The 11,076-nt window shown below is 67.0% G+C and carries 11 protein-coding genes; 9 read left to right on the top strand and 2 right to left on the bottom strand.

Features of this window, described 5'->3' with window-relative positions; translation table 11 throughout:
• Window positions 1-99 precede the first annotated feature (99 nt).
• Together IRZ30_RS12255 and IRZ30_RS12250 are read right to left on the bottom strand one after the other, a co-directional pair.
• The gene (locus IRZ30_RS12255; RefSeq protein ID WP_294085506.1) at window positions 100-342 is read right to left on the bottom strand and encodes a hypothetical protein; all 243 of its coding nucleotides are present in this window, start codon (window positions 340-342) and stop codon (window positions 100-102) included.
• Window positions 343-913: 571 nt separating this feature from the next.
• Complete coding sequence (locus IRZ30_RS12250) at window positions 914-1,216, bottom strand: YbaB/EbfC family nucleoid-associated protein (protein WP_294085504.1); 303 nt, start codon at window positions 1,214-1,216, stop codon at window positions 914-916.
• A gap of 352 nt (window positions 1,217-1,568) precedes the next feature.
• Here IRZ30_RS12250 and IRZ30_RS12245 point away from each other — a divergent pair, with 352 nt between their 5' ends.
• From IRZ30_RS12245 to IRZ30_RS12205, 9 genes are all read left to right on the top strand, one after another.
• The gene (locus tag IRZ30_RS12245) at window positions 1,569-2,330 is read left to right on the top strand and encodes an ABC transporter ATP-binding protein (RefSeq protein ID WP_366945346.1); all 762 of its coding nucleotides are present in this window, start codon (window positions 1,569-1,571) and stop codon (window positions 2,328-2,330) included.
• A complete protein-coding gene (locus IRZ30_RS12240) occupies window positions 2,327-3,058 on the top strand; it encodes an ABC transporter ATP-binding protein (protein ID WP_294085500.1) in 732 nt (243 codons plus the stop codon). Before IRZ30_RS12245 ends, IRZ30_RS12240 begins: the two co-directional genes overlap by 4 nt.
• Before the next feature lie 7 nt (window positions 3,059-3,065).
• The gene (locus IRZ30_RS12235) at window positions 3,066-4,145 is read left to right on the top strand and encodes a branched-chain amino acid ABC transporter permease (protein ID WP_294085498.1); all 1,080 of its coding nucleotides are present in this window, start codon (window positions 3,066-3,068) and stop codon (window positions 4,143-4,145) included.
• A gap of 4 nt (window positions 4,146-4,149) precedes the next feature.
• A complete protein-coding gene (locus IRZ30_RS12230) occupies window positions 4,150-5,319 on the top strand; it encodes a branched-chain amino acid ABC transporter permease (protein ID WP_294085496.1) in 1,170 nt (389 codons plus the stop codon).
• Window positions 5,320-5,952: 633 nt separating this feature from the next.
• Window positions 5,953-6,489, top strand: a complete 537-nt coding sequence (locus IRZ30_RS12225; RefSeq protein WP_294085494.1) for a MarR family transcriptional regulator — start codon at window positions 5,953-5,955, stop codon at window positions 6,487-6,489.
• 12 nt (window positions 6,490-6,501) lie between these two features.
• Window positions 6,502-8,187 (top strand): MDR family MFS transporter, encoded by a 1,686-nt coding sequence (locus IRZ30_RS12220; RefSeq protein WP_294085492.1) that lies wholly within the window; start codon window positions 6,502-6,504, stop codon window positions 8,185-8,187.
• 93 nt (window positions 8,188-8,280) lie between these two features.
• On the top strand, window positions 8,281-9,261 hold the full coding sequence (locus tag IRZ30_RS12215; RefSeq protein ID WP_294085490.1) for an ATP-binding cassette domain-containing protein: 981 nt from the start codon (window positions 8,281-8,283) through the stop codon (window positions 9,259-9,261).
• A gap of 5 nt (window positions 9,262-9,266) precedes the next feature.
• Window positions 9,267-10,139, top strand: coding sequence for an ABC transporter permease (locus tag IRZ30_RS12210; protein ID WP_294085489.1), 873 nt, complete (start codon window positions 9,267-9,269; stop codon window positions 10,137-10,139).
• Between the two features lie 117 nt (window positions 10,140-10,256).
• Complete coding sequence (locus IRZ30_RS12205) at window positions 10,257-10,718, top strand: hypothetical protein (protein ID WP_294085487.1); 462 nt, start codon at window positions 10,257-10,259, stop codon at window positions 10,716-10,718.
• Window positions 10,719-11,076 lie beyond the last annotated feature (358 nt).

Raw genomic sequence — 11,076 nt, 5'->3', positions numbered from 1 at the left:
GGGGCCAAAAACCCCCGGGGGGGGGGGCCGCGGGGGGGGGCCCCCCCGGGGGGGCCCCCCCCCCCGGGGCCGGCGCGCCATCGCCGGCGCGCCGGGAGGCTAGATCAGGCGGGTCAGCGGAGGTTCGCTGCCGAACTCGTCGTCCAGGGTAATCTCCCCCTGCTCGATCTCGATGGCGCACTCAGGGCAGACCAGGATCGTCTCGGTCTGCTCCACCGCAGGATGGGCGCGCGAGTACGTGACCAGCGATGCCCGGGGTACGGTCCGGCCGCAGACATCGCAGGCCGCCACCTCGGAGCCCTTCGTCTCTCGGAGTCGCTGTCGCAGATCTTCGTCAACCATGGCTGGCCCTCTCCTTCCCCGGCGAACCGACCCGGCACCTGCCAGTATGGATCGCTCACGTGCGATTGGTGTGACACTTGCCACGGGCGAGCTTACGAAACCGCTACAGTGTGGCTGGCCCGGTCCCGGCACGGGTGCGAGCCACGATGCGGGTCGGAACGTCGGGGTCGCTCGGTCCTTCCTGGGTCGGCAACCTGTCCCCGCCAGGGGCGCCGGAGCGCGACTGGCCGACCTGTCTCGCTCGCATGCCTGCGTGGCTCGCAATGAACCGATTCGTGTCTCGCCCGCCCAGTCGCGAGCGGTCCTTCGGGTAGGCCATGCAGGTCGTGTTCCACCAGGCCGGGATCTCGCGGAGGGGGACCGGGGGTCGGGGCAACGGTGGATCAGCGTGGAGTGAGCAAAACGAGGCGGGTGAGCGAGGTTAGATGCGAGGGCCGTGCTCCTACCTTGCTCACCCGTCGATGAACGTGGGAAACCGTACGGAACCCGCAAGTGGCGACCGCGATCGCGTCGCAGCCACCCGTACCCGCCCTGCGCGGTGTCAGGGATGGGCGGGTACCCACGCGCGGGTCTACATAATCCCGGGGATGTTCAGGCCTCCCGTGATGGCCCCCATCTTCTCGGCGGCAAGCTGCTCCGCCTTGGCCATGGCGTCGTTGATGGCGGTCAGGACCATGTCCTCAAGGATCTCGATGTCGTCCGGGTCCACGGCCTCCGGATCGATCGAAATGCTCTTGACCGTGCGCGTGCCGTTCACCACAACGCGCACCGCCCCGCCCCCGGCCGAGCCCTCGACCGTGGCCTCTTCCAACTCCTGCTGCATCTTCAGCAGTCGATTCTGCATCTGCTGAAGCATTTTCATATTTGGTTGCATGCTTTGCTCCCTGGCCTCCCGGCGATGCTTGGTGAGATGAGTATAGCACGCCGGGCTCTGCCGGCCGCTCCCGGCGCGTGAATCGGCAGACCGTTGCCGACTGTCAAGTTGCCGTGTATGCTTATCGCATCACGGTCACGATTGTATCTGTTTCGCGGCCGCTGAGCTTCACACAGCGCGATCACCACAGCGAGCGATTTGCCGTCGAGGGTTCGTGCCTCGCAGGCACGCCCATCCACGGTTGCTTTGAGTCAGCGGCACGACTGTGCCGATTGGTGGGTGTGAGGAGGGAGTACAGTTGACGGCTGCGGCGCAGTCGCCGGCGGGGACGGCTGCCGGCCAGAGCGACGCGATCCTCGAAGTATCAAACCTCACCAGGGTATTCGGCGGGGTGAGGGCGGTCGATGACTGTAGCTTTCGCGTCCGCCGGGGGACCATTACCGGTCTGATCGGCCCCAACGGTGCGGGCAAGACGACCGCGTTCAACCTCATCTCCGGCTTTCTCAAGCCAACCAGCGGCACGATCGTCTTCGACGGCGAGCGCATCGACGGCCTGCCTCCCCACGTGATTGCCCGCAAGGGCCTCGTGCGTACCTTCCAGATCCCCAAACCACTCGGTTCGATGACCGTGCTGGAGAACCTCGTCCTCGTGCCCATGGGGCAGGAGGGCGAGCGTATTTGGAACGCGTGGTTTCGCCCCGGCCGGGTCGGGCAGCGCGAGCGGGAGATTATCGACCGGGCGCTGGCCGTGCTGGAGTTTGTGGACCTGATCCGGCTGCGGGACGAATACGCCGCGAACCTCTCCGGCGGCCAGAAAAAGCTCCTGGAGCTGGCGCGGACGTTGATGGCGGAGCCCAAGATGATCCTGCTCGACGAGCCGGGCGCCGGGGTGAACCGCACGCTGATGCGCCGGCTGGTGGGATACATCGAGGAGCTGTGCTACGAGCGGGGCATCACCATGTTCATCATCGAGCACGACATGGATCTGGTGGCCCGGCTCTGTAACCCGGTCATCGTGATGAGCGAGGGAACCCACCTCTGCGAGGGGACGCCCGAAGAGGTACGCAACAACCCGCTGGTGCTTGAGGCGTACCTGGGAGGGCAGTACCGATGACCGCCGCTCCTGCCGTCGCTACTCAGCCGCTCCTCGAAGCCGTCGACATCACCGCCGGCTACGGTGGGGTCGACATCCTGCGGGGTGTGTCGATCCGGGTCCAGCCGGGAGAGATGGTCGCCATCATCGGCCCGAACGGGGCGGGCAAGTCGACGCTGATGAAAGCCCTCTTCGGGCTGCTGCCGGTGCGCACCGGCCGGGTGCTGCTGGCCGGGGAGGAGATCACCCGAGAGTCGCCGGATCGTTTGGTCCGCCGCGGCATGTGCTATGTGCCGCAGACCGACAACGTTTTCCCCTCGCTGACCATCCGAGAGAACCTGGAGATCGGCGGCTTCGCGCGGGACGGGGGCCGCGGGGAGCGGATGGAACAGGTCTTCAGTCTGTTCCCGGTGCTGGCCGAGCGGCCGAACGAACGCGCGGGGCGGCTCTCGGGCGGGCAGCGCCAGTTGCTGGCGATCGCACGGGCGCTGATGCTCGACCCGCAGTTGTTGCTGCTCGACGAGCCGTCGGCCAGCTTGTCGCCGAAGATGGTCGACATGGTCTTCGAGAAGGTGGTGGAAATCAATGCCACCGGAACGGCCATCCTGATGGTCGAGCAGAACGCGCGCCAGGCGCTGAGCCTCAGCCACCGAGGCTACGTGCTGGCGGGTGGGGAGAACCGACTCGAAGGTGACGCGCGCCAGCTCCTTGAGAGTGACGAGGTGCGCCGCCTCTATCTGGGGGAGTAGGAGCCGTATGTCTACGGAGACCGTCTCGCCACGGGTCGAGGCCGCACCAGCCCGGCTCTGGCGGTTGGGTGACGCGGCCGGCTCGGTCGTGCTCTTCGGCGCGATCGGCCTGTTCGTCATCTGGAGCGCGCTGACGCACCCGAGCCAGTTCGTGGCCGGCCTGGTCGTCGGCAGCGTGCTGGCGCTCGGGGCGCTGGGCCTGACACTCATCTACGGCGTGCTGAAGTTCGCCCACTTCGCCCACGGCGACTCGATGATGCTGGCGGCCTACCTGGCCTTCTTCGTCCTCTCGGGTAACCTGGTCGGTACGCGCGGGACGGACGTGCGCGTGCCCTGGAGCTTCGCCGACCTACCGGGCGCCACCGAGCCGATCTGGCGCTTCTCCTTCGGCTACGGCCTGCTGCTCTCGATGGTCGTCGCGGCCGCACTGGCCGCCGTGATCTTGATCCTGGTCGACCGCTGGGTGTACCGGCCCCTGCGTCAGCGACGCGCCGGCCTGGCGATCTTCGCCATCGTCTCCCTGGGCGTGGCGATTGCCATGCGCAGCCTCGTACTCATGATCTGGGGGCCGACTCCCCGCTTCTACGTCTCCGGAATCCGCCCGACATTGCAGCTCCCCGGCGGGCCGCGCATCCCCACCGATCAGCTTTTCATCGTTGCCGCCGCGATCGTGCTGGCCGTGGCCGTGTACCTCCTCCTCTACCGGACGACCACCGGCCGCGCGATGCGCGCGATGGCCGACAACCCGGATCTCGCGCGCGTTAGCGGCATCGACACCGAAGCGGTGGTGCGCACCACCTGGCTCGTCAGCGGCGGGCTGATCGCCGTCGCGGGGGTTCTGCTGGCGCTCCAGTCGCAGCTCAAGCCGGAGTTGGGGTTCATCCTGCTCCTGCCGGTCTTCGCCGCCGCGATCCTGGGCGGGATTGGGAGCCCGCACGGGGCGCTGGTGGGTGGACTGGTCGTCGGGGTCCTGCAGGAAGTGGCGGTGACGGTCGGCCCGCTCAGCCCGGGCTACAAGTTCTCCATCGCCTTCGTCGTCCTGATTCTGGTGATCCTGGTTCGGCCGCGTGGACTGTTTGGAGCGTAGCGTCGTGAAGGAAGCATCGAAGACGACGAAGCTCATCGTCGCGGCCGTCACGGTCGCAATGATCCTCCTGCCACTGATCCACTCCGGCGGGAGCGTCACGGCCGTGATCGGCTTCCTTGTCCCCTTCGTCACGACCGTGGCGATCCTGGCCATCATCGCCATCGGGCTCAACGTGCAGTGGGGCTACACCGGTATCTTCAACTTCGGTGTGGTCGGCTTCTTCATGGTCGGCGCCTTCGTGGCCGCGATCGTCACCAAGTCGCCCGCCGACTCCGAGTTCGTGCAGTACGTCGGCGGTTTCGGGGATCGGCTCGCCTTTCTCCCCTTCCTCGACAGCCGGGAGTGGCTCCCCTTCGTCTTCGGGGTGCTGGCGGCGGCGTTGGCCTCGGCGTTGCTGGCGTTGCTCCTGGCGCTGTCGGCGCTGCGGCTGCGCGAGGACTACCTGGCGATCACGACGATCGGCGTGGCCGAGGTGCTGCGGCGGGTAACGATCGAAGAAACCTGGTTGGTCAACGGCACGCGCGGCCTGACCGGCATCCCGCGGCCCTTCGCCGGCTGGTTCGAGCCGAACGTGTACCGCTTCGTCTTCCTGGGCCTGGCTCTGGCGATGCTCTTCCTGGTCTACCTGATGGTGGAGCGCGGGATCAGCTCGCCCTGGGGCCGCGTGCTACGGGCGCTGCGCGAGGACGAGGACGTCGTTGCCGCCAGCGGCAAGAATGTGTTCGCCTTCAAGGTCCAGGGGTTCGTGCTCGGTGCGGCGATCATGGGCGCGGGCGGCGCGTTCTTCGCGTTCCAGCAGGGCGCCATCTCGCCCGAGACGTTCACCCACTTCTTCGGCACCTTCATCATCTGGGCCATGCTGGTGCTCGGGGGCAGCGGCAACAACATCGGCGCGATTGTCGGCACCTTCGTCGTCTGGGGCTTCTGGTCGATCACGCTCCAGATCCAGGGTTTCAAGCTGCCGGTGTACATCGTCGACCGCATTTCGTTCTTCCGCGACTTCGTCATCGGCGCGCTAATCGTGATCGTCCTGCTCGCCGGCCCCAAGGGACTGGTACCCGAGCGGGCGCGGGTCTCGCGCTGGCTCGACAGCCGGGTGCGGGAACTGCGGCGCCAAGAGGCCGCCACCCAAGCCACAGCCACAGTCGAACCGGCCTCGAGCCCCGTGGAGTAGGGGGAGCCGCGACGCGTGTCCAGCCGGAGTGGCGCAACGGTCCCCGCGCCGCGGCCCATGCCCGGGGGTGAACGCTCGGGCTGACAATGAAACCCGGTTCAAGCCGGCAAGAGCATTTTGGAGTGCGGCGGCCCGAGCCGCCGCTTTGTTATCGCGCCGCGTCTGCCGCGCGACGGCGTCGCTCCGTGCCGTGATTGGGACACGGTACGGATGGCATGAAGGATTCCACGCCGTGGCGCGTGCGCGTGGTGGGTGGTGCGATGGTTCCTGCGCTGTGGTATGTGCCCAGCGGCTTTAGCCCCGGGCACATGCCGGACGCTGGGAGCCGGCCACGATCCCGGTGATCCTCTGGACAGCCCACGTACGCAGATCGGGCCGTGAGGCCCGATCTGCGCGGGAAGGGGAGGGGTGGAGCGGGGATCGCTCCGTTCGAGTGTGGAGAGGGTCGTGGGATCAGTGGGGGAGGACCCTCTCTGATTATCTATACGTCGGGGGAGAGAAAATGGTTCCCTGCCTGGAGTGGTCCCTGCTCAGCTCCACCCCCACGCCAATTCCTTCCATGTCTTCGAATACCTTGATCTCGTCGAAGCGATTTGGTATCCTCGCCGGGTTGCGCTTTGAGGAGGTGGCCGCGTGGCCGAGTCCAGAGACATCCTGATCGACGCCGTGCTGGATCAATACAGTCGCATCGTGCGCGTTATGCACCAGGTCAGCGAGCCGGTCTGGCGAGAGCTCGATCTGACCATGGCGCAATTGCGGACGCTCTTCACGCTGGCCCGTGAAGGGCCGGTCTGCATGGGCCAGGTCGCAGAGGCGCAAGGGGTAAGCCTACCAACCGCGAGCCACCTTGTCGAGCGCCTGGTTCAGGCCGGCCTCGCGACGCGCGAGTCGGATCCGGCGGATCGGCGCCGCATGGTGGTACGCATCACGCCTGCCGGGGAAGAACTCGTGAACAAGATGCGCCACGGTGGGCACGGACGGATGCGTGGCTGGCTCGGCTACCTCAGCAACGACGACATCGCGGCCCTGCTCCGGGGGATGACCGCACTGGCGGTGGCCGCTGAGCGCGATGTCCCGCCGCGGGACTGCGGAGGCGGCGGGGAACGGCCCCCTCCCGAGCTCGCTACGGCGCAGCGGACCGTGGCACAGCCTGACGATTCGGAAGACTAGGGAGACAGGTTCATGATTGAAACGTCGCACCGGGAAGCGAGCACCGAGACGCCGCAACCGGTTAGCGAGTCGGTAAGCAAGCGCCGGCTCGTCTTTATCGTTATCGGCGTCCTGCTTGGGATGCTCCTCGGCGCGGTCGATCAGACCGTCGTCGGCACCGCCATGCCGCAGATCATCGCCGACCTGCACGGGTTGCAGCACTATGCCTGGGTCTTCACGGCCTACATGCTGGCATCGACCGTGAGCGTGCCGATCTACGGCAAGCTGTCCGACATCTACGGCCGGCGGGGGTTCTTTCTTGTTGGGATGATCCTGTTCCTGACGGGGTCGGCGCTGTCCGGCATGTCCCAGTCGATGACCCAGCTCATTCTCTTCCGGGGCCTGCAGGGACTCGGCGCCGGGGCGATGTTGCCGATCGCCATCGCCATCATCGGCGACGTCTTCCCGCCGTCGGAGCGGGGTAAGTGGCAGGGGCTGACGGGCGCCGTGTTCGGCCTCGCCTCGATCGTCGGCCCGACCCTCGGTGGTTGGATCACCGACAACTGGGGTTGGCCCTGGGTCTTCTACGTGAACATGCCGATCGGCGCGGTTGCGCTGGTCACTGCCGGGCTGGCCATTCCCTCGATGGCCCGCCGTCGGCAGCACCGCATCGATTATATCGGTGCCGCGCTGTTGATCCTGGGCACAGTCCCGCTCCTGCTGGCCTTCACTTGGGGTGGCGAAACGTACCCCTGGGGGTCCGTCCAGATCATCGGGATGCTCGCCTTCGCCGCGGTGGCGCTGGTGGCGGCGTTCATCTGGGAGAGCCGCGTGGCGGAGCCGATCATCAGCCCGAGCCTGTTCAAGAACAGCATTTTCACCGTGTCGGTGCTGGCTTCGTTCCTGGCGAGCGCGGGGATGTTCGGCGCCGTGATGTACCTGCCGCTCTTCATCCAGGGGGTGGTCGGGAACACCGCCACCAACTCCGGCGTGGTGCTCACCCCGATGATGCTCGGCTTCATCGCCAGCAGCATCGTCGGTGGCCAGCTCCTCGCCCGGACCGGCAAGTACAAGGTGCTCGCGATCGTCAGCTTCGGGATCGGGGCGCTCGGCGCCTTCCTGCTGTCCCGGATGGATGCCAGCGTGAGCGACGGCGTCGTCGTCCGCAACATGGTCATCACCGGTCTCGGGATCGGGGTGTCGATGAGCCTGTTCACGATCATCACCCAGAACGCATTCCCGGTCCAGAAGCTGGGCGAGGTGACCGCCAGCCTTCAGTTCTTCCGCTCGATCGGCGGCACGATCGGCGTGGCGGTCCTCGGCACGGTGATGACGAGCCGCTACAACGCGGTCTTCGCGAGCAACGTCCCGGCGGAGCTCCGGGCGCAACTGACGCCGGAGCAGCTCGCGGCCCTGCAGAACCCGCAGAGTTTGATGGCGCCGGAGTCGGGAGGGGCGATCCAGCAGATGTTTGCCGGGTTCGGCGCCCAGGGGCAGGAGATTCTGGGGCAGGTGATGCTCGCGATCCGGGAGAGCCTGGCCACGGCGATCACGGACCTGTTCGTGGTGACGACGATCGCGCTCGTCCTTGCCATGGTGTCGTGCTTCTTCCTAAAGGAGATCCCGCTGCGGAAGACGAACCGGGTGGAGGCGAGCACCGAGGTCGCCCAGTTGGAGGAGGTCGCGGAGCCGCCTGCTCCCGTGGGGGCGGACGACTAACCCCACGCCAGCCAGACACCGGCCACGTTGCGGGCGGCGGCCACGTCGTGGTCGCCGCCCGCTCTGCACGACACGACATCGGGGGATGCACGCATGGCCGAAGAGATCATCCGGGTCGATCAATTGGTCAAGCGCTACGGCGACTTCACGGCCGTGGACGGAATCTCCTTCTCGGTGAACGAGGGCGAGTTGTTCGGGTTCCTGGGGCCGAACGGCGCCGGGAAGTCGACGACCATTGGTGTCCTCTGTACGCTGCTCCGGCCCAGCGGGGGGCACGTCGTCATCAACGGCCACGACGTCGTCGCCGACCCGGCCGGGGTGCGCCGCTCGATCGGCATCATCTTCCAGGACTCCAGCCTCGACAACGATCTGACCGCGATGGAGAACCTGGCCTTTCACGCGCGGATCTACAACCTCCCACGTGGGAGCTGGGAGCCACAGGCAGAGCGCCTGCTGCGCATGGTCGATCTCTGGGAGCGGCGCGACGACCTGGTCAAGACCTTCTCCGGCGGCATGAAGCGCCGGCTGGAGATCGCGCGCGGCCTGCTCCACCAGCCGCACGTCCTCTTCCTGGACGAGCCGACGATCGGGCTGGACCCACAGACGCGCCAGCACATCTGGAACTATCTGGAGCAGCTCCGCACCGAGACCCGGATCACCCTGTTCCTGACCACGCACTACATGGACGAGGCCGAGCGCTGCGACCGGATCGCGATCATTGACCATGGCAAGATCGTCGCGCTGGACACGCCCGACCGGCTGAAGGCGATGGTCGGCGGGGACGTGATCACGCTCAAGACGCCTGACAACGACGCAGCAGCCCGGGAGATCACGGCCGGCTTCGGCCTGGAGCCGATCGTGCTCGACGGCGTACTCCGGCTGGAGGTTCCGGAGGGCGAGTCGTTCATCCCCCGGCTGGTGCAGGGGCTCAGCGTGCCGATCCAGACGATCAGCCTGCACCGGCCCAGCCTCGACGATGTCTTCGTCCGCCTCACCGGCCGGGCGATTCGCGACGAAGAGGTGACCGGCATGGACCGGATGCGCGCGATGATGCGCATGCGTCAGCGGAGGTGAGTGCCATGGCAACCCCGAGCATCGCAACCGAGCGGCGGTCCCCGCGGACCAACCCCAGCACCTGGAGCGCGGCACTCAACGGCATCGTCACCCTGTGGTACCGGGATGTGCTCCACTTCGCGCGTGATCGGACCCGGATCATCGGCAGCTTCGCCCAGCCCATCCTGTTCCTGTTCATCTTCGGCACCGGGCTGTCGGCGTCGATCGGCCCGCTGGGCGGCGGCGCCGCCGGGCAGGAGGGTGTCAGCTACGTCCAGTTCATCTTCCCGGGGATCATCGCGATGGCGGTGCTGTTCACCGCCGTCTTCAGCGGCATCGCGATCGTCTGGGACCGCGAGTTCGGCTTCCTAAAGGAGGTGCTGGTGGCGCCCTTGCCCCGCTGGGCCATCGCGGTCGGCAAGGCGCTGGGCGGCGCGACGACGGCGATGGTCCAGGGCATCTTGATGCTGATCTTCGCGCCGTTCGTGGGCGTGTCGCTCTCGCTCGGGCATGTGGCGGCCCTGATCCCGGTGATGTTTATCACCGCCTTCGCGCTCAGCTCGCTCGGCCTGCTGATCGCGGTGAGCATGAAGAGCATGGAGGGCTTCCAGCTCATCATGAACTTCCTGATGATGCCGCTGTTCTTCCTGTCCGGCGCGCTCTTCCCGCTGCAGAACCTGCCGGGCTGGCTGACCGCCTTCACCCGGATCAACCCGGTCAGCTACGGGGTGGACGCCATCCGGCACCTGGTGCTTGGAGCCGGTTCGCTCCCGGCGGAGCAACTGGGCCTGACCGTCTTCGGTGTGCACATGACGCCGCTCCTGGACATGGTCGTCGTGCTCGCCTTCGGCATGATCATGATCGCGCTGGCCGTGCGCCGGTTCTCCGCGCAGGAGTAGTGACCGCGGCCCAGGTGTTGCCAGGACTTTCTACGTCTGCTACGCTGACGGCGGCGGATCAACGGGGCAATCTGGAACGTCGCCGGCGTCGGCGCCGGGCGCGACGAGGAGTACAGGGTGCTGCTGGACCCGCGGCTCTGGTTACTCATCGGGCTCAGCCTGGCCATGCTCTTCACCCTCGAAGCGATCGAAGAGTTCGTGGAGGGCGCCTGGCCGCAGATGCGTCGCCCGGCCAACGGTTGGGGGGCCGTTGGCAGTACGCATACCATGTGGGCAGCGGTTGCGCTGTTCATGCTGCCGGGCCTGGTGCTGACGATCCTCAACCTGGCGATCCTCGTGGCCAACGACCTGCCCTACGCCAACGCACAGCTCCTGGGCACGATCTTCGTCGTCATCGGCTGGCTGGTGTATCTCGCCACCACCACGAACCTCGGCGGGATCGGAACCTACCTGCAGGAGGTCGGCCTGATCGCCCCGCTGGCGCTGCTGGTCATCCTCGCCCTGGGCGATCTCCTGCTGCTGATCTCCCTCATCGACATCTTCCCCACCAACCTGCTCTCCGCGCTCCGGCAGGGCTAGCGGGGCCGCGACAAGGAGCGGGCGTCGCACAGAGCCGCGTCCGGCCTCGTGCATCGCTCCCCTCTCCCAATATGGACTTTGACAAGGTCACCCGGTAGACCCGCCTTCTGTCCGCGACTTCTCGCGTGTCATCCTGAATGGGCGACGGGGTCGGCTCCGGTGTGCCCCCGTATCTCGTCAAACTCCATGTTGGGAGAGGGCCGTTTCCCCCTCTCCCCTTGTGGGAGAGGAGGGTTGGGGGGTGAGGGGTGATCTCCCGGATTGAGGCCGGGCAAGGACGCCCGCGTGCCTGTTCATGCGGGGCGGGGGGGGGCGGGGGGCCCCCCCGGGGGGTTTAAAAAAAAACCCCGCCCCCCCC

Source organism: Sphaerobacter sp. (genome assembly GCF_019683595.1).
GTDB lineage: Bacteria > Chloroflexota > Chloroflexia > Thermomicrobiales > Thermomicrobiaceae > Sphaerobacter.
This window is presented reverse-complemented; position numbering and strand designations above follow the sequence as displayed.

Bases quoted from the DNA above. Each gene is read 5' to 3' on its own strand.
- IRZ30_RS12215 (WP_294085490.1), top strand. From the start codon at position 8,281: ATGGCCGAAGAGATCATCCGGGTCGATCAATTGGTCAAGCGCTACGGC.
- IRZ30_RS12210 (WP_294085489.1), top strand. From the start codon at position 9,267: ATGGCAACCCCGAGCATCGCAACCGAGCGGCGGTCCCCGCGGACCAAC.
- IRZ30_RS12250 (WP_294085504.1), bottom strand. From the start codon at position 1,216: ATGCAACCAAATATGAAAATGCTTCAGCAGATGCAGAATCGACTGCTG.
- IRZ30_RS12220 (WP_294085492.1), top strand. From the start codon at position 6,502: ATGATTGAAACGTCGCACCGGGAAGCGAGCACCGAGACGCCGCAACCG.
- IRZ30_RS12255 (WP_294085506.1), bottom strand. From the start codon at position 342: ATGGTTGACGAAGATCTGCGACAGCGACTCCGAGAGACGAAGGGCTCC.
- IRZ30_RS12240 (WP_294085500.1), top strand. From the start codon at position 2,327: ATGACCGCCGCTCCTGCCGTCGCTACTCAGCCGCTCCTCGAAGCCGTC.
- IRZ30_RS12235 (WP_294085498.1), top strand. From the start codon at position 3,066: ATGTCTACGGAGACCGTCTCGCCACGGGTCGAGGCCGCACCAGCCCGG.